We start from the raw sequence: 18,702 nt of genomic DNA, 5'->3' as shown, positions 1-18,702 counted from the left end.
GTTATATTAACTTGTATTATTCCAATAAACCAGCAAATGACACATTTGCCTCTCAAATTTCGAAATCCTAGTCTGTTTTGACTCCATTTTTATTGCAAATTGACTTAATAAGGACGGTTGATACTCTCGCATTTTTGATTTGTTGGATATTCACACTATGTTTATTTCTTATAACTAACTGAATGCTATGAAACAAATTCTTATTCTAACCCTAATTATAATTGGCTTTAGTGGCTGGTCTCAGGCTCAAGACGAATCTGAGGACATCACAAAAGTGATTGACGAACTGACCGTAAAATGGGATGCCGAGGCTGTCAGCCTAAAGAAATATGATGGATTGGCTAACTACTGCCAAAACAGAACCTATCGCGTAGAAATGGTGCGTTTATTAAATAAAATTCATCATTACGATACAGTACTTTATCAAACCGTTAAGGCCAAATTTAATACGAATAGCGACCCTGAGGCGAAAGCAACGCTAAATGACATTGAGCATGTCGAAGTCAAGTATACAACCAAAAGCTTTCTCGATTTTCTACACAAGGAATGCAATAAGTTCAATGATGTTGAAAAGAACTACGGTAGTAAGGGTGGCAATAAGTACATCAAAGAGACGGAAGCCTTGGAAAAGGAAGCTGGTAAGTATATTGAGGTGATAACGCAGAGAATAGACCTAATAGATGAACATGTTCATCATTTGGTTGGATTGTAAGGACTAGGTCGAATATTAATTGCCTGACGATGATGCGTTAACCAAACATATTTCTGACAAAAAAGAAAGTTATCACGCGTTATTTGATTTCAGAACCTAAGTCACCAAATTCTTCAAATTGGAAAAAGCCCAGTCTCAAAATGAGACTGGGCTTTTTGTTTAAAGTGTACTTTTCTTTGATGCTAGGCTACAGATTCATGCTCTTCTATCCCTACAATACTTTCTGTCACATTAATAATATGATCACCAATTCTCTCGCATCCGAAGATGATGTCTCTATACACTATACCTGTTTTAACATCGTAGTGGTTTTCCTCTACACTCTTCCAGTGATTCTTGCTAAGCTCTTTCTTTAGCCTGTTGATGGCTTCTTCTTTGGCCATAGCATTTTCAAGCTTTACTTCAGAATAGTCTGACTTTAAATTTGAATGCATTTCAATCAGTGCTTCATCTACCAATCCAAAAATTTCCTTAATATTGGATTTTTGGTCGTCTGTAAAAGTCAAATTATCCTTGTTCTTTCTGTTAATTTCCTTTGACATACGCATCACAATATCTGCAGCTCTTTCTAAGTCACTGGTAATGCTTATAATGGCACGGATTTCTTCAGATGTTGCAGTACTCAGTCTCCCTTCGGAAACTTTGACCAGATAATCATCAATCTCCATTTCCAATTCATCCGTACGGTCCTCATACTTAGATATCTTTTCTGTGAGATATTCTACTCTTTTGGTGTCTTCCGATTCAATCAGCTCCTGAACAAACGCACTCATCTTAACAATATGCTTACCAAACTTAGCTACTTCTTTTCTGGCTTCCATCAGAGACAGTTCTGCTGTTCTCATGAGTTGAGTCCCAATAAACTCCAGATGAAATTCTTCATCTTCATCATCTTTAGAAGATATCATTTTGGTCACAATCTGTTCAATTTGGGGAACAAACCAAATCATTATCAACGTATTAAGTATATTGAAACTAATATGAAAATAGGTTAACCCCCATTTTATAGCTCCTGTTTCCGTCAATGGAGATCCATTGCCAGTGCTGACCATGATAGAATCAATCCCAGTAAGGTAAAAATGGAATATGAGAAGCATCCAAACTACACCAAAAACATTGAACATGAAGTGGGCAAGAGCGGCCCTTTTCGCATGTACATTACCTACCAAGGCAGCAAGGTTTGCTGTGATTGTGGTTCCAATATTTTCTCCAAGTACAATACCCGCGGCCATATCATAAGGAATCCATCCATTATCACACATGATAAGGGTGATTGCCATAGCCGCACTGGATGACTGAACTACAACAGTAAGAACAGTACCTATAAGTACGGCGATGATTACCGATAAAAAACCGAGGTTATTTAAATCAGTGATCCATGCAAGAATTTCAGGATTATGCTTCAAATCGGGCACTGCACCTTTCAAGGCACTAAGCCCCATAAATAAAAGTGCAAAACCAATTAAAAACTCCCCCCAATATTTGATTTCCGGTTTTTTTGCAAAAAGCATAGGAAAGCCTACCGCAATGATAGGAAGAGTGTAGTGCGAAATACTGAATTTTGAGAATCCAAATACCAGTATTAGTACTGCTGTAATCGTCGTACCGATATTAGCACCCATGATTACTCCAATCGCTTGTCTGAGTTTTAGCAAACCAGCGTTCACAAAACTCACTACCATAACTGTGGTTGCAGACGATGATTGGATAATGGCCGTTGTCAAAAAGCCGGTAAAGACTCCACTAATTCTATTAGAAGTGATAATACTCATAACAGATCTCAGAGAATCTCCCGCAACCTTCTGAATTGATTCGCTCATCACCTTCATTCCATAAATGAAAAAGCCGAGCGCTCCTATTAGTTTAAAAATGTCATAAATTCCGTATTCCACGAGATTGTTATTTAATTTTCTGAATTGATTTTAAAATGCTTGCAAAACTAGTAATTAAAAAGAAGCTCAATTTTAAATAATTGTTAAGCATAAACCCAAATTGCACACAGATACCTTTCACATGTTAACAATTTCATAATATACAAGATAGCAAAGTGTTCTAGTTTTGCAGCTTGAATTATGGAAGGTAGTACAACGCAAAAACAACTTAATGTAGTCCAATTTGTCCTGAGTATTTCTCTGGCTCTTTTTGTCTTTTTGTGGTCCCTTGATTTAATGACCAGCACTTTTCAGGTAATTGGAAACGAGACAGTAATAAAAGTGCTGTCAGTTACGTCCAATCCTTTTATCAGTTTATTTATTGGCCTCTTTATTACTGCTGTGATTCAGAGCAGTTCGACCAGTACCTCACTCATTGTAGCTATAGTAGCTTCCGGAGGAATGGCATTGGAAAATGCTGTTCCCATGATCATGGGAGCCAATATGGGCACTACTCTTACTAGTACCATAGTTTCTCTGACTTATATCACAGATAACAAAGAATTCAAAAATGCCATTGCAACGGGAGTCATGCATGATTTTTTTAATATCATGACCGTGATAATTTTATTCCCACTAGAATATTACTATCACGTACTCTCCAAACTTTCAATATTGGTAGCGTCAATTTTTAATCAATCACCAAATTTGAACCCCACCGGACAAGAATCCCGCTTTGGTCTTTTTGATTATATCAACGGCTTTTTGATCGATTCCGTAGCGTACAAAGCTATACTCGTCATTCTTGCATGTATATCCCTATTCGCATCCATTAAAATAATTTCGAAAATAATTTCAAAAAGAATGATCGGTGGATCTGATGACAGGTTTCAAGAGGTCTTTTTTAACAAAAGATTGAAGTCGTTTGGATTGGGCACCATGTTGACCGCAGGCATTCAATCAAGCTCCATCACAACTTCGATCATCGTCCCTCTAGGAGCTACTGGTAAAATCCACCTTGGCAAAATTTTTCCATATATTGTTGGTGCTAATATTGGAACAACTATTACAGCCTTAATTGCGGCTTTTAACAAATCGGAAGCGGCATTAAGCATCGCATTGGTTCATTTTCTTTTCAACTTAATTGGGACACTAATTTTTCTATTCATCCCCTATCTCAATAAGTTGCCGATTCTCTACTCTAGAAAATTTGGTCTGATGACTGCACAGTACAGAGTTATAGGGTTCTTTTATATCCTCTTTGTATTTTTCATATTACCGCTGGCACTGATCTTTCTCAATAGACTCTGAATAGAGCCAATTAATATGTGCTTTCTATTTGTTAACAATTGCTTAACATTAAAGTAATTTTAATGTAAACGCCTGCCAGATTATATGCTATAGCTTCGCGGCTTATATTCAGAAAATATGAAATTAATTTACATCACTTTAGCTTTGGCTACATGTGCCGTTATGGCCCAAGCTCAATCATTCGACGGCAGTAAGGTTGGCAAAGGACTTAGATTCATGCCAAAAGATTCATCCTTTAGTATCCAATGGAATACTCGGTTTCAGAACCTATATGAAGGAAAGTACAACATAGAATCTGAAGAATGGAATGACAAATTTCTAATCAGAAGATTTAGATTAAAATTCAAAGGTTATGCCTTCGACCCAAAGTTGGAGTATAAAATTGAACTGGCGATTTCAAATAGGGATCAGAAGAATTCTTCACCCGAAGATGGTTCTAACATTGTATTAGATGCTGTAGTTAAATATAAGTTTCACAAAAACTGGCAACTATGGGTCGGACAAACCAAGCTACCTGGAAACAGAGAGCGTGTGATTTCTTCTAAAGATTTGCAATTTGTAGATCGAAGCAATCTCAATAGTAAATTCACTATTGATCGAGGCAAGGGTCTGCAACTTAGACATGAGTACTCAGCTGGTAGTATGGTGCTACGAGAGATAGTTGCCATTACCATGGGTGATGGTCGGAACGACATCGATGCAAACAGTGGTGGATATAACTATACAGCAAGAGGTGAAATCCTTCCTTTCGGTAAATTCACGAATAAAGGAGATTATTTTGGTTCTGATTTGGCAAGAGAAGCGTCTCCCAAACTATCCATCGGCGTGACCTATGATTACAATCAGGATGCAAGCAATAGTGGTGGGCAGATTGGAAAGGCACTTGACACAAATAGTACCGTAGCCAATATTGTAATAGATGCCATGTTTAAAATGAATGGTTTTTCTTTTATGGGAGAATATGTCGATAAATGGGTAAAAAGCGGTGATGCCACGTCAGGACTAAATTCTAGTGGAGACCAACAAGCCTTTTATACCGGAAATGCCTTAAATCTTCAGGCGGGTTACCTGTTCAAAAACAATTACGAAGTAGCTGGACGATTCACTTCAACCTCTCCTGAAAATACTGTAAAAGCACTTGGTGATGATTTTGACAACAACAGATACTCAATAGGGTTTTCAAAATATATTTCAGGGCATACGGTAAAGGTACAATCCACCGTTTCTTATGTTGACTATGAAACAGTAGCTGATAGTAAAGATGAATACCAGTTTCTAATGCAAATGGAAATTGGATTCTAAGGGTTCACACCTATAGAAATTTAAAAAAAGCTGTGCCAATCGCACGGCTTTTTTTAATTAGAGTCCTTGAGTTTGATAATTTCGTTTTGGAGGTTTTTTACTATTCCAGACAGCTCCTCAATGGTTAGATCTTCCTTACCATTCGCATCCGGAAAGTCGATACTTATAAATGCTTTAGACTCCCATACCTCGATTATATCTTTTGCATCAACTTGGTATGGCGAATAAGATTTATTGTCCGACACGAGAAAAAGCTTTCCATTCTCTTCTACATAATTGAAAACTCTCTTATAAACTATCCCTTCCTCTTTACTAAGAAGGACATACGTTTTTCCATTCTTAATGTGAGAGATATTTTCTAAATACTCGCCAATAATTACGGTTCCAGGCTGCAATGGCAACATGGAATCTCCAGATATTTCAAAAGCTCTATAGGTCGCATTTTTTGGCAACATGGGCAATTGAAATTTCGGCATGTTCTCAATATAGGTCGGGTCCGCATACCCATTCATGTAACCCGCTGATGCTTTCTGTGGGATCAATTCTATATTCTCGTTTTCCTCACTGTCAACAGTGATAGCAAGAATTCTACTACTCCCTTCCTCAGCCTGATGCAATTCATCCTCTGAAAGTTCGCTAACGACCTTACTGATTAAAGTATCAACACTTACATTGAATAGTTCAGACATTCGAAGAAGGTTGTTCAACCTGGGATCCGCTCTACCCTCTTCATATGCTCCTACCAGAGATCTTTTTATCCCAATAGACTCTGCAAATGTCTCCTGAGTATATCCGAATTTTTTTCTTAAGAACTTTATATTGTCGTTTACTTTGGCTACTTCCATGTTCAAATATGTATTGTTAACAAACTTAACAGAACGTCATGATTTATGCTACTGTCAGGCATCGAATAACACCATACCTGTATCGCTTTGACTGTGCCTTCCGATTGAATAGAGGTTAATGTGATGAAAATTCTTCCTGTTCTTAATTTGATCCAAACGTTTCAGGATTTTCTCGACTACATGCTTCAATGTTTCGCCAGAATCTGCCAGTACATATCCGTACATCTTCTTTGTCTTCTGTACAGATGCATGAAATTTGACCTGACACTTGCCTGACTTTAATTTTTTGGACGTGAGTTTCAATTTGTATTCACCACCTACTGTATACGTTTTCATTACTAATTATTTTGTCATTAAATTAATTAAACCTGTTGATTGATCAATTAATTAGCGCTAATGACAATAAAATTAGCATTATATATTCTAACGGCAAAATTAATTACTAATTTTTTTAGTAAGAAGGAGGCAAACCTCTATTTCTTACTAAATCGGCCTTTTCTCTGTCCGTTCCTTTTTGGCTTGGACGAACGTTGCTTTGGATTGTATTCTGGCCCTTCCCCAATGTGTTCTGGGATTTTGATCTTTTGTACTTCTTTACCAATCAATTCTTCAATATTGGAGAAGTTGTACATATCCTCTTCATTCACAAAAGTGAATGCTACACCATTGGCATCCGCCCTACCGGTACGACCAATTCGATGAACATAATCCGCTGCATCTCCTGGCACATTGTAGTTGATAACCATATCAATACCCTTGATATCAATACCCCTGCTCATCACATCGGTGGCCACCAAGACATTAATTTTTTTATTAATAAAGTCTTGAAGGACAGATTCTCTTTTGGATTGCTCTAAGCCAGAATGAATGGGAGCCGCATTGACTCCCAGGCTGGAAATCTCTCTGGCTATTTTGTCCACTTCGCTTTTACGTGATAAAAAGACAATCACACTGTCCATTTTCTTAGCAGAAAAAATATGCTTGACCAGCTCCGGTTTTTGTCCATCATAAATCATAAATGCACCTTGCAAAATGTTTTCAGATGGCTTGGCAATGGCAATATTTATTTCTTCCGGCTCATTGAGAACTTCTTTAGCTAGTTTTCTGATTTTTGGTGGCATAGTTGCCGAAAACATCAGTCGTTGACAATCTCCTGGAATGAATTTCATGATTTTCATTAGATCATCATAAAACCCCATATCCAACATGCGGTCTGCTTCGTCCAAAATAAAATGTTTTACTTTAGACAAGTCTACATACTCCTGATTGAGATGAGCAATCATTCTGCCCGGTGTAGCAATGATAATATTAGCTCCTTTAATGAGAGCTTTCTTCTGTACGTCCCAACTCATACCATCTCCACCGCCATAGACAGCCAATGAGCTTATTTCCACAAAATAACCCAGCCCTTGTATCTGCTGATCAATTTGAACTGCTAATTCTCTGGTGGGGACTACTACCAATGCGTCTATACTACCATGATCCGTCTGATCGTTGATTTGTTGCATGGTGGGCAACAAAAAAGCAGCGGTCTTACCCGTTCCTGTCTGCGCACAGGCGATTAAATCTTTATTTTCTAATATGATGGGAATGGCTTTCTCCTGAATGGGAGTGGTATTCTCAAAACCCATGGCATCGACTCCATCCAATACTGGAGGGTGAATGCCAACTTCTTTAAATTTCAATGTAGTTATTCGTATTGATAGAACTCAAATCTAATAGTTATTCTCCAGTTTCTCAGGCTTGCCTTTAATTTCTAGTTCATCATTAGTGTTTGGATAGCTATTATTTTTAAAATTAATATCAGCCATACGATGGGTTGGATCAATTTCTATTCGCTCGATATCATCTTTGTTTACATCAATTGTAAACGAATAATAGGGATTTACCCAAGTCCAAGGCGTCATCAACAGCTCACCGTTGCTTAACGTTCTGTTTCCCCGAGACATACCAATTGGAATATGGTAATTTAGTTTTTCGCCATTATTCAAAGTTAAAACTAAATCTAATGGCATCGGCATTAGACCAATTCTCTCTAATTCAACTTTGGATCCTTTGCCATCAACGGCAACATTGGTTATGGCATAGTCAATCGTTTTTGTTGTCTTAATCCAATAGTCAAAAAACCAAGACAATTCCATACCACTCTCTTTCTCCATAATTACTTCAAAATCTACTGCATTAGGATGTTTGAACTTCCACTTATTATAGTAACGCAGCATAGCGGCATCAAACTTGTCCTTTCCCATAATGTATTCCAAATGCAACAACGCCAGGCCTCCTTTTCTGTAAGAGGCCATTGCGTAAGCCAGGTTCGTTTCAAAATGATCCGCATGGGTGGTCAAGGGTTCTTCCAAACCTTCCTCTACAATGTATTTGTAAAACTTGTAGGCTGAACTCATGAAGTTATCAGATGGATAGTTTTCATTAAAAAGATAATCCATAGTCATATCATCATAATAAGTATTGAACCCCTCGTCCATCCAATAGTAATGGCTTTCATTTGTACCCAGGACCATTTGATACCAACTATGAATGAATTCATGAACGGTTACTCCAACCAATCCTTTCAGTGATCTATGTCCGGTCATTAGTGTGGCCATGGGGTACTCCATACCACCATCTCCACCTTGAATTACTTTATAAACCGGGTAAGGATACTTCCCACATCTTTCCTCAATAAAAGGCACTGCCTTTTTTATATAAGTTTCCAATTCTATCCATTGGTTTTCTAAAGTATCAGTCTGATAATAGAGGTGAAAATCCAAGCCTTCTCGCACATTCAACACTTTGTGCTTATAGTCCGGATCGGCTGCCCATACAAAGTCATGAACATTTTCGGCAACGTATCTATGTGAGACTTTATTCTTCTTCCTGGTTGAATTTTGAGCAATTCCTGAGGCTGCAACTACATAGTCACTATCGATACTTATAGTAACATCAAAATCTCCCCAGGGACTATAAAATTCCCTGGCTACGTAGTCATAAGCATGCCAACCAGAGTAGTCATATTCTGCCAATTTAGGGTACCACTGAGCCATAGATAGTCTAATACCTTCACTGTTGTCACGTCCACTTCTCCGAATCTGCAAGGGTACCTGACTTTCAAATGTCATCTCGAATGTAACCTTCGAATTAGGCATAATAGGCTCATTAAGTATTACTTTCATCACCGTTCCATCTATCTCGTAGATTAGCCTCTTGCCATCCTGCGTTAAGGACTTTATTTTGTGATAGCCAATTTCGTCCTCTTTCAAATGAAATATACGGTCTCCTACTCTTTTGTCGGGATCTGGCAGCGTCCTACTTCTTACATCCATCATACTTCCAGGCTGAAAGGCATTAAAATAGAGGTGATAAAATACTTTGGTTAGCGTATCTGGTGAATTATTATAATAATTCAATTCTTGAATACCTGAAAACTGATTAGCCTCAGCGTCCATGTCAATCTCCATTTTATACTCTATCCGTTGTTGCCACCTGTTGGTCTGTGCATTTGCCTGGATTGCAACTAAAACTACCATGCAACCAAATATCCCTTTTGAGATCATACTATATTTTTTTGTTCTTATATGTCAGCAAAGTAAATACAATTCGGTTGCACTCGGATAAAATTGTGATGGATAGAAATATGTGGTGGTCGGCGGTCAACCAAGTAAAAAATTTAAGGCCCGAAAATTCCGGATTTAATACTAAAAATTGATGTTAGGTATTACAAACCTCACTCCAGGCAACTCTTCAAAACTTCCCTGTTTATCTCGTGAATGCCATCGAATGAAATAATCTCTGGTTTTAAGCCAATCACATCTTCCATCTTTGCTACTTCCGGTTGATAATTCCTGTCCAATGCGTAATATTCATCCTGATTTCCTAAAACGACTTTGAGTCTAGCTTTATCGGATACATGTTTAAAATCATCAGGTACTAATTCGGGAGGAAACCCTCCTGCCCAAAGAATTAAAGTACTAAAACTAAGTTTTGAGTAGGCCGCCATGCGGCTGACCATAGATACGCCTTGAGAGAACCCCATAAGATGTACTCTGAACTCATTTAAGTCATAGCTTTGAAACACCTCCTCGATCACTGCGTCAAAGTAGGCTTTTTGATTCTGCATATCCGTTTCACGACCTTCCCTGGTCATCCAGCTTGCCCCAACGTTCTTCTGATCAGGTAGGTAGAATTTGGACAAGCCTTGTAAAGCAACAACGAAATGCTTTTTTGCATCAAACACATCAAAACGCCGAATAAAATATTTGGCCAACTGTCCATAGCCGGGACAGACAATCCATATATCTCTGGTCTCTGCGGTCAGCTCATTGAGTGTATAGTAGGGAGCTGAATAATTAAAACCGATATGATGCTCCATCAGTCGGCCGAGTATGTGATGCGATAGATCACCCCTGCCCGATCGTCGGATACAAGCATAGCACCATCTGGCATAATTAATACATCTACAGGTCTTCCAAAGGCCTCTTGTTCGGCTTCGTCCAACCAACCAAAAGCAAAGGGTTCATAACCTGAGGCCTTTCCATTTTCCATTTTAACTCTTACAATCCTGTAGCCAATTTTTTTACTTCGGTTCCACGAGCCGTGCTCAGCAATGAATATATCATTACGATATGCTTCAGGGAACATGTCTCCAGTGTAAAATTTCAATCCAAGCGGTGCAACATGGGGCCCTAACTTCTGTGCTGGAGCAACGAAATCTGTACAGCTGTATTCTCCTCCATGCGTAGGGTCAGCAATATCTCCTCCATGGCAATAGGGATAGCCGAAATGCAAACCAGCGGCTGGGGCATGATTCAATTCGCATGGTGGTATATCATCTCCCAGCATATCCCTGCCGTTGTCGGTAAACCACATCTCTCCAGTTTCCGGATGCCAAGTAAAACCTACTGTATTTCTGACACCGTTGGCAAAAATTTCAAAACCTGAACCATCCTTGTTCATTCTGGTAATCGTTGCATAAACGTCTTTTTTGCTTTCGCAAATATTGCAGGGTGCCCCAACTGGAACATAGAGTTTGCCATCAGGACCAAAAGCAATATATTTCCATCCATGATGCTTATCGCTTGGGAAGTCTTCTGAGATCAATACTGGCTTATCCACATTATTCAAGTTGGATTCAATATTCGCAAACTTCCAGATTTTGTTTATTTCAGCTACATACAAATCACCATCCTTAAACGCCACGCCATTTGGTGTATTCATACCTTCACCTATGATATACTTTTTGTCCGCTTTGTGGTCCCCATTACTATCTTCCAATGCGTAGACCTTATCATCCTGTCGTGTACCTACATACAGGATACCCGCCGGACTTAGTGTCATTGAACGTGCATTGGGCACATTATCGGAATACAAATCTATTGAAAAGCCTTCCGGAAGCTCAATACGTCTTAGCGCCTCGACTAAAGTTTCATCCTCGTATGACTCCTCACCTTCGACAACAGGGGCGTCATTTTTTGAAGCGGATTCGCATTGGAAAAAAGATAAGGCGCTGACGATCAGGATAAGGATATTGTTAAAATAGGGCATGTTGTAATTAGGTTATCTATAGATAAATTTACAAGGGTTACTATCCAATATCAAATGATCTGAGAGTTTTAATTCCCTACGATCCTTTGCATATTTGCGACATGATTTCAATTAATAATTTATCGTATTATCTGGGCAGCAGGGCCCTGTTTGAAAATGCCTCACTCCATATAAAGCCCAAGGATAAAATTGGCTTGATTGGTCTAAACGGCACCGGTAAATCTACTTTATTGAAAATAATCATCGGACAACTTCAAAAAGACAGCGGAGAGATCAGCATGGCTAAGGAATGTACGATTGGTTTTCTGAATCAGGACTTACTCTCCTTTCAGTCAGATGAGTCCATTCTGTCTGTGGCTATGGAAGCTTTTTCAGAAGTCATCAACATTCAGCACAAAATCGACAAGATTCTGCATAAAATGGAGACCAACTATGAAGATAAGTTGGTAGAAAAACTTTCACGATTGCAGGAAGAATTTGAAGCAAAGGACGGCTACGTACTCCAAAGCAAAGCCGAAGAAGTGTTGGAAGGAATTGGCTTCAAAACAGAGGATTTACAGCGTCCACTAAAGGAGTTTTCCGGGGGATGGAGAATGCGCGTGATTCTGGCAAAACTTCTACTTGAAAAGCCTTCAATTCTTATGCTCGATGAGCCTACTAACCACTTGGATCTTCCTTCTATCCAATGGATTGAAAACTATTTGAAATCTTATGAAGGCGCTGTGATCGTAGTATCACACGACAGGCAATTTTTGAACAACACAATCAACAAAATTGTAGAAGTAAGCGGCCAGGCATTGACTCCTTATCCGGGTAACTACGACAACTATCTTGAAGAGAAAACTCTAAGAAATGAATTGCAAAAGAACGCTTTTGAAAATCAACAATCTAAAATTCGTCAGACTGAGAGATTTGTAGAAAGGTTCCGTGCAAAGGCCACCAAGGCCAGGCAAGTTCAGTCCAGAGTGAAGGCACTGGAGCGTATGGATAAGGTTGAAGATGTAATTGAAGATAATGCTGCTGTCAATTTTAAATTCAATTTTAGCAAGCAATCAGGTAGACATGTCGCCACACTGGACAATATTTCAAAATCCTATCCAGGTATTGATATTCTTAAAAATGCTAGTGGCTTGATCGAACGAGGTGACAAAATAGCATTGATAGGTGCCAACGGAAAAGGAAAGTCGACCTTACTTAGAATCATAGATGGTGAAAAAGTTGAAGGCAAAGCACAAATGGGATTCAATGTTAATCCATCTTTTTACGCTCAGCATCAGCTGGAGTCTCTAAATGTTGACAACGAAATACTGGAAGAATTGAAGCAGTTTGGCTCGGGTAAGTCCGAACAGGAACTGCGTGGGGTATTGGGTTGCTTCCTGTTTTCAGATGAAGACGTGTTCAAAAAAATCAAGGTACTTTCTGGTGGAGAAAAGTCGAGAGTTGCCCTGGCAAAAACCCTGATTTCCGAGGCCAACTTTCTGCTACTTGATGAACCAACCAACCACCTGGACATTCAGTCGGTAAACATTCTGATACAGGCTCTGCAGCAATATCAGGGTTCGTTTATACTTGTATCTCACGACAGGTATTTTGTGACTCAGGTTGCTAATAAAATCTGGTGGATTGAAGACCAACAGATCAAAGAATATCCTGGCACCTACGAGGAATATACCTGGTGGTGTGATAAGCACAACAAGCCTAAGGATACCTTCAAACCTACAATTGTTAAAGAGGAGAAACCTAAAAAAGAGAAGAAGCAGAAGTCCACTGATGGTGAACAAAAGGAATTGTCACGCCTAAAAAAGGAATTGACAAGAGTAGAATCTGATTTAGAAAAACTTGAAGCTGAAAAAACCGAATTAGAATCAAAAATGGCTGATCCTGGCAACTTCAATGATGCCAATAAACTAACTGAAATAAACGAGCGCTATGAAGTCAATGGCGGGTTGCTTAAATCCAAGGATCGGGAATGGGAATCATTGGTGGAGAAGATTGAAGAAATGGAGAACTAATGTCCCTATATTCTCTTAGATTTGAGTGCACATAGGTTTTAACATAGCACGTTAGTATGCCATATCAAATTGATAACAAGGTAACATTAACTAATTTATGACCTTAAAGTAACGATAATGTTACTTTGATTAAGAATTTTAACTGATCCAAAACTATGAAACAGATAACTAAACTACTTCCGATAATTCTTGTAGCACTAATAGCTTATGGCTGCAGTACCGGATCAACTTCTGAAGAAAGAAAGAAAATAGAAAAAATGGCTGCAGAGGAGACCGAAACAAGAACCGTTCATGATATTGATCAGCTTCTTAAGGACCTACCTTCTCCTTCGCTAGTTCCCTTCACTCTCAAATCGATCAATGCAGAGTTTGATAATGATCTCATTAATGATCTGAAAAATTTCGAAAAGTATAAGGGAAATGCTGATAAGATGGCTATGAATATGGGCGTATTCGCTTCAGATGTTAGTTATTTGGCAGCCTATGGTTTTGAAGATGTATGTTTAAATTATTTGAAGACTTCTCACAATATTGCAAAGGCACTCGGGGATTCAACTATCTATGATGATGCACACCTGCAAAATTGCATGGGGCACATTAAAAATCAAGATCAAGAAGAAATTGCTAAGCTGCTAAGTGAGCTTTTCATTACCACTAGCGTGCAAATGGAAAAAGGACATCATCTCAATATGGCAGGGTTGGCACTAGCTGGTAGCTTTATTGAGGGCTTGTATCAAGCGGTTGTTACCATAGATAAGACTCCAGCGACAGAAGAAAATGAAAGACTTTTGAGGCCTCTAGTCAAGGTTGTTTTAGATCAGGAGCCCGCTTTGAAAGAAGTCATTAAGGTACTAAAAGACTTGCCAAATGACGACGCCATAAGTACCGTTGTGACGGAACTACAGATTTTGGATATACTCTATAAAGGAGGGCTCAAAGAAATTGATGAGAAGCTGAAAGAAAACCCAAATTTTGTGGTCAAGAAACACATGCTTGTTGACATCGACTTAGAAATAAAGAGAATTCGACAATGGATCGTTGAATAGATTTCAGCATCTTTCTGCTCACCTGGGTCTTGGCTATAGCCTAGACCACACGAGAAAACAGGTAACTACTTCTTATCCAGAGGCTTATCCATTTTCATAATAATGGATTTGAACATCTCCCAGGCGCGATAGAAGCGATAGTGAATCTTGAAATCAGAATCTTCAACCAAATTTTTTTGTGCATAAAACAGCATCAAACTATTGAGCTTGGCAAAGAGTTCCTCTCCTAGCCTAGTTCGTTTTGTAAATCCAAATGGAACAAAGCCCATCATGGCCACTCGCTGACTACCAAAAGGTTCAACATAGTGTTCTTCCACTAATCCTAATCCTTCCAAACGATCCAAAATATCTTCAATAGACCCACCAAAAAGAGATGCATATTCGAAGATGGGGTCTTCCAATTTTTTTCGTGTTGTATAAAAAAGCATTGAGTTCAGCATTTCCAACATACCTTCAAGCGCTTCGGCCCTGTTGCTCCATCTTGTACGATGGTGAGTGGTCAGCGAGTCTAATGACATCTCAAGAAATATCTTAGTATCCTCTTCTGAAATGTCCAATTTTTCTACTACGTATGCCAAAATGGGCACCCACATGTATGACTGTTTTGAAGTGAATAGCAACTCAGGACTCGGGTCGCTCTCCATTTCTGGTGGAAGATATGGTGTGGTCATGCACAATAAGCCGTACTCATCTACTTTAAGTATGGCTTCATTACGCTCATTGATTAATTGTTCAAGACTCATTAAGGTGAATTAGTTACTTCTTAGGTATGTTGCTGCAGTCAATATTACGAATTATTCACTAGTTATCAAATCCTATTTATTGAACTTCATTTGATGTAACATCAGGCCGGAAGCTGGCGCAATGAAATATTCGGGAGATTCGGAAGGTTTATCCAATGATTCCCTAATATCATCCAATGTGATTTCATGTCTTCCCAAACGGAACAACCTGCCTATCATCAATCGGATTTGATTTCTCATAAAACCCATTCCTTTCACTCGATAGACATAACTCTGATCAGGAAAAAAGTTAGCCGTCCATATATTGTTCTCCACTATCTCACTCAATAGTATTTCGCGATCGAATTGAGTGCCTTCATTTGGCTTGTAACAATATTCTTTAAAATTGTGCTGACCGCTGAATAGCCCCGCTCCTTCTTTCATTAAATCTATATCAAGTTTAGATTGAATGTAAGTGATATATGGTGCAGCAAACGGATGATTCTTCTCACCATACGAGAAGAGATATAGGTATTCCTTTTCTTTCGCATGCTGAATCACATTGAACTGAGCATCCACTTCTTCAATTGCTGTTGCACGGATGTCAGCTGGCAAGTTTTCATTAAACGCTTTCATTAGTTGATCAAGGTCTTCCGGCTCTTGCAAAAAGAGTTCGAAGGCCGCCTGAGTAGCGGAAACCATTGCATCAGTACGGCTTGCTCCTAATATTTTAAAAGGCTTTTCCTTCAATATATACTTCAGCGTTCGTTCGATCATTTCCTGAACGGTTTTTACACCAGGCTGCCGTTGCCAGCCATGATATCGAAAGCCAAGGTATTGAACCTCTATGAGGTAGAAATGATTTTTTTGCATGCTGCGTTAGATGATTACTTCTTCAATGGCAAAGATCATTCTATATACCATCATCTACAACGATCAACGGTGTTCAATTTTTCGGTAAGCCTTAAGTTATTTTAGACAGCCAAGTTACCTTGTGGAAGTAAAATCGTAAAGCATGCCCCTTCACCTAATACGCTCTCTACACTGACACTCCCATCCATAGCTTCTACTTGTCGCTTCACCAAATACAACCCGACCCCGCGACCATTCCGCTCATGAAAGCGTTGATTTAAATTGAAAATTTGAGTTCCATGCCGGTTAAGATCTATTCCTAGTCCATTATCCTCCACCTTAATTTGCATGCCCCCGGCTCTTTCTTCAACAGTCAAATTGATATCCAGGCCTCGTTCGAGATCGCGGTAGTGATATGAATTGATCAACAACTCTCTCAATGTCCTCTCCAGATAGGGCCTTACACTATACACTTCGTCTAACGATGTCGTACCTGTAAAGCTCACTTCCGCATGTCTCGCCTTTTCCTTTATCCAGGTTTCAAGATCCGTAATCAAGTGAGCCACACTGATTTTCTCTTTCTTATTTTGTTCTTCACGCTCAAGATCAAGTAGGTCATTCAATTCTTGAACCACATCATCTATTTCTTCGGCTGATTTATTAATCATATTTATCAACCTGTCATTTTTTGGATTATGCGAATTGTGAGAATCGTAAACATTTGCTAATCCAATGATATTGACTAATGGGCCCCTAAGGTTATGCGCAGTTATATTGGCATATTCCTCTAAACGAGCACTGTAATTGGTTAACTTTTCATTGGCTTCTTTGAGTTCTCTGGTTCGTTCAGTCACCTTTTTTTCCAACAGGTCATTAGATTCTGAGAGGCTTGTATTAGCCTCTTTGAGTGCAGCTCCCTGTTGAGTGATTTTAGCATTTTGTTCCAGCACTTTTGCATTCAAAGATTCTTGAATAGTAAGTGCTTTTCGTTTACCTAAAAACATAAACAAGATGGCCAGGAATAGCAGTAACAACAATCCTGTAATGACTATAATCAGATTCCTCAATTGTTCTGCACGTTTGACTTTCTCGGCTCCAACCTCAATCCAGTAGTCAATTTTTGAGTCCATTTCGGCCTTTTTAAGCTGTTCGGTTACTAGTAATGCATTCTTTAATTCCGTTTGTTTCAGGTACTCTTTTAAAAACGCATTAGACTGTTCAAATTGGCCTTGCACTTCTGTCAAGTAAGCCAAAATTCTAGTAGATGCCAGTATAGAGGTGCCAAAATCATATTTATTGGCCATATCATAAGACTTACGAGCATACTTATAAGCTGAATCTAATTGATTATGTCTGACGTAGAAATCTGCAAGCTCTGAATAATTCAACGCCTCCGTATTTTTTTCCACCAGCCTCTTACTTTCTTCTATCCTTTTCTTCAAATAAACTTCTGACAATTTCTTGTCTCCAGTTCTGTCATAAAGATCAGCCAATTCCATGTATCTTTCCGCAATGTACGATTGCCTTGGATCCATCAAGGCAATACCTTCTTCAAGAAAATAAATGGCTGAGTCTGTCAGATCATTTCTATTATACCATTTACCTAACTCAAAAGAAGTTTCAAAATCAAAACGGAGCGCAACTGCTTTCTCAAAAAACTTTTTGGCTGAGTCTTGCTGTCCCTGCATGCTGTGCCATTGCCCCTGATAAATCAGATACATCACTTGATTATCCAGCTCAAGGTCCTCAGATTTCAACTTATTCAACTGAGTTTGTGCCAAAACTGTATGTTTTCGTCTGATGGCCAGTCTTACAAGACGCAGGCGCCTTTCATTCCGTTGATACTTAGAGCCATGCTTTTCAGCAAGATCTATGCATTTCAATAGATTTTCTACACCAGCCACATGATCGTCATTAACAAAGTCAATGAGATACTTGGTGTAGTAAATGGAAGATTCAAGTGAACCTTCTCCAATGTCCCTACTTATCCAGAGGGCACTATCGGCATACAAGTGTGCTTCTTCGCTAGCCCTATAAAGACAGGAGCTCGTAGCAACATTAGAAAGTGCTATACTTTCATGAAGTTTCAAGCCAAACTTTCGTGCCAGATAAAGAGCTTCTCTAGCACGATCCAACCCAATGGAAATGTCGAATTTGAATTGCCTTTTTAGATAGAAAAGTAACAGTTCTAATCTTTCTCTTTTGTCAACAGTCCGGTGAAGTAAACCCTCTACTTCGTCTAGGGTGAGTGAAGAAGTTCTATAATAGAGTAATTTGGCTTCGAAACTATCTTGCCCTATCAATTCTACTCCTGCAGATTTACTGGAAATGTTCGAAAATGCAACCTGAGGTATTAAAAAAAGGCTCAAGAAAAACGCCTGATGGTTTATCACAATTGAAAGAATAGAGTTTAGTCCCTCCTTTCAATTTAGCTAAAAAAAATGATAGTCGAAAGCCGGTAAGAGTTGGCCAAAGATGATAAGTAAACGGG

15 protein-coding genes are annotated in these 18,702 nt (G+C 38.9%); 5 read left to right on the top strand and 10 right to left on the bottom strand.

The genetic code is table 11. The features are described from left to right. Window positions 1-187: 187 nt before the first annotated feature. Window positions 188-712 carry a hypothetical protein gene (locus ABJD64_RS24760; RefSeq protein WP_348181022.1) on the top strand — a complete coding sequence of 175 codons (525 nt, stop codon included), beginning with the start codon at window positions 188-190 and terminating at the stop codon, window positions 710-712. Between the two features lie 182 nt (window positions 713-894). Here the strand turns inward: ABJD64_RS24760 and ABJD64_RS24755 are convergent, their stop codons facing one another. Further along, window positions 895-2,604, bottom strand: coding sequence for a Na/Pi cotransporter family protein (locus ABJD64_RS24755; protein WP_348181021.1), 1,710 nt, complete (start codon window positions 2,602-2,604; stop codon window positions 895-897). A gap of 180 nt (window positions 2,605-2,784) precedes the next feature. Here ABJD64_RS24755 and ABJD64_RS24750 point away from each other — a divergent pair, with 180 nt between their 5' ends. Both ABJD64_RS24750 and ABJD64_RS24745 read left to right on the top strand, forming a co-directional pair. Then, a complete protein-coding gene (locus ABJD64_RS24750) occupies window positions 2,785-3,894 on the top strand; it encodes a Na/Pi symporter (protein WP_348181020.1) in 1,110 nt (369 codons plus the stop codon). Window positions 3,895-4,011: 117 nt separating this feature from the next. Further along, window positions 4,012-5,196, top strand: coding sequence for a porin (locus ABJD64_RS24745; protein WP_348181019.1), 1,185 nt, complete (start codon window positions 4,012-4,014; stop codon window positions 5,194-5,196). A gap of 53 nt (window positions 5,197-5,249) precedes the next feature. Here the strand turns inward: ABJD64_RS24745 and ABJD64_RS24740 are convergent, their stop codons facing one another. The 6 genes from ABJD64_RS24740 to ABJD64_RS24715 form a co-directional block, all read right to left on the bottom strand. After that, window positions 5,250-6,041: a helix-turn-helix domain-containing protein gene (locus ABJD64_RS24740; protein ID WP_348181018.1), complete on the bottom strand. Its 792-nt coding sequence runs from the start codon at window positions 6,039-6,041 to the stop codon at window positions 5,250-5,252. Window positions 6,042-6,095: 54 nt separating this feature from the next. Next, entirely contained in the window at window positions 6,096-6,377 is a 282-nt protein-coding gene (locus tag ABJD64_RS24735) for a hypothetical protein (RefSeq protein WP_348181016.1), read from the bottom strand. A gap of 137 nt (window positions 6,378-6,514) precedes the next feature. After that, entirely contained in the window at window positions 6,515-7,726 is a 1,212-nt protein-coding gene (locus tag ABJD64_RS24730; RefSeq protein ID WP_348181015.1) for a DEAD/DEAH box helicase, read from the bottom strand. 30 nt (window positions 7,727-7,756) lie between these two features. After that, window positions 7,757-9,592: a M1 family metallopeptidase gene (locus tag ABJD64_RS24725; RefSeq protein ID WP_348181013.1), complete on the bottom strand. Its 1,836-nt coding sequence runs from the start codon at window positions 9,590-9,592 to the stop codon at window positions 7,757-7,759. Between the two features lie 170 nt (window positions 9,593-9,762). Next, entirely contained in the window at window positions 9,763-10,407 is a 645-nt protein-coding gene (locus ABJD64_RS24720) for an alpha/beta hydrolase (protein WP_348181011.1), read from the bottom strand. Continuing rightward, window positions 10,407-11,579 (bottom strand): sorbosone dehydrogenase family protein, encoded by a 1,173-nt coding sequence (locus ABJD64_RS24715; RefSeq protein ID WP_348181009.1) that lies wholly within the window; start codon window positions 11,577-11,579, stop codon window positions 10,407-10,409. The genes ABJD64_RS24720 and ABJD64_RS24715 overlap by 1 nt, the downstream gene beginning before the upstream one ends. A 101-nt stretch (window positions 11,580-11,680) precedes the next feature. Here ABJD64_RS24715 and ABJD64_RS24710 point away from each other — a divergent pair, with 101 nt between their 5' ends. Next, window positions 11,681-13,591 (top strand): ABC-F family ATP-binding cassette domain-containing protein, encoded by a 1,911-nt coding sequence (locus ABJD64_RS24710; protein ID WP_348181008.1) that lies wholly within the window; start codon window positions 11,681-11,683, stop codon window positions 13,589-13,591. A gap of 155 nt (window positions 13,592-13,746) precedes the next feature. Next, complete coding sequence (locus ABJD64_RS24705) at window positions 13,747-14,637, top strand: hypothetical protein (protein WP_348181007.1); 891 nt, start codon at window positions 13,747-13,749, stop codon at window positions 14,635-14,637. A 65-nt stretch (window positions 14,638-14,702) separates the two neighbouring features. Here the strand turns inward: ABJD64_RS24705 and ABJD64_RS24700 are convergent, their stop codons facing one another. From ABJD64_RS24700 to ABJD64_RS24690, 3 genes are all read right to left on the bottom strand, one after another. Beyond that, a complete protein-coding gene (locus ABJD64_RS24700) occupies window positions 14,703-15,380 on the bottom strand; it encodes a hypothetical protein (RefSeq protein WP_348181006.1) in 678 nt (225 codons plus the stop codon). A gap of 72 nt (window positions 15,381-15,452) precedes the next feature. Beyond that, window positions 15,453-16,232 carry a tRNA pseudouridine(38-40) synthase TruA gene (truA, locus tag ABJD64_RS24695; RefSeq protein ID WP_348181005.1) on the bottom strand — a complete coding sequence of 260 codons (780 nt, stop codon included), beginning with the start codon at window positions 16,230-16,232 and terminating at the stop codon, window positions 15,453-15,455. A gap of 101 nt (window positions 16,233-16,333) precedes the next feature. Next, window positions 16,334-18,580 (bottom strand): HAMP domain-containing sensor histidine kinase, encoded by a 2,247-nt coding sequence (locus ABJD64_RS24690; RefSeq protein WP_348181004.1) that lies wholly within the window; start codon window positions 18,578-18,580, stop codon window positions 16,334-16,336. Window positions 18,581-18,702 lie beyond the last annotated feature (122 nt).

The organism is Reichenbachiella sp., from assembly GCF_039944555.1.
Classification (GTDB): domain Bacteria; phylum Bacteroidota; class Bacteroidia; order Cytophagales; family Cyclobacteriaceae; genus Reichenbachiella.
The sequence above is the reverse complement of the archived record's forward strand: the minus strand, read 5'-3'. Positions and strand labels throughout refer to the sequence as shown.

What these genes read in the sequence shown, in the direction of transcription:
- ABJD64_RS24705 (WP_348181007.1), top strand. Translation starts at nt 13,747, where the DNA reads ATGAAACAGATAACTAAACTACTTCCGATAATTCTTGTAGCACTAATA.
- truA (WP_348181005.1), bottom strand. Translation starts at nt 16,232, where the DNA reads ATGCAAAAAAATCATTTCTACCTCATAGAGGTTCAATACCTTGGCTTT.
- ABJD64_RS24710 (WP_348181008.1), top strand. Translation starts at nt 11,681, where the DNA reads ATGATTTCAATTAATAATTTATCGTATTATCTGGGCAGCAGGGCCCTG.
- ABJD64_RS24750 (WP_348181020.1), top strand. Translation starts at nt 2,785, where the DNA reads ATGGAAGGTAGTACAACGCAAAAACAACTTAATGTAGTCCAATTTGTC.
- ABJD64_RS24725 (WP_348181013.1), bottom strand. Translation starts at nt 9,592, where the DNA reads ATGATCTCAAAAGGGATATTTGGTTGCATGGTAGTTTTAGTTGCAATC.
- ABJD64_RS24700 (WP_348181006.1), bottom strand. Translation starts at nt 15,380, where the DNA reads ATGAGTCTTGAACAATTAATCAATGAGCGTAATGAAGCCATACTTAAA.
- ABJD64_RS24745 (WP_348181019.1), top strand. Translation starts at nt 4,012, where the DNA reads ATGAAATTAATTTACATCACTTTAGCTTTGGCTACATGTGCCGTTATG.
- ABJD64_RS24720 (WP_348181011.1), bottom strand. Translation starts at nt 10,407, where the DNA reads ATGGAGCATCATATCGGTTTTAATTATTCAGCTCCCTACTATACACTC.
- ABJD64_RS24735 (WP_348181016.1), bottom strand. Translation starts at nt 6,377, where the DNA reads ATGAAAACGTATACAGTAGGTGGTGAATACAAATTGAAACTCACGTCC.
- ABJD64_RS24760 (WP_348181022.1), top strand. Translation starts at nt 188, where the DNA reads ATGAAACAAATTCTTATTCTAACCCTAATTATAATTGGCTTTAGTGGC.
- ABJD64_RS24715 (WP_348181009.1), bottom strand. Translation starts at nt 11,579, where the DNA reads ATGCCCTATTTTAACAATATCCTTATCCTGATCGTCAGCGCCTTATCT.
- ABJD64_RS24740 (WP_348181018.1), bottom strand. Translation starts at nt 6,041, where the DNA reads ATGGAAGTAGCCAAAGTAAACGACAATATAAAGTTCTTAAGAAAAAAA.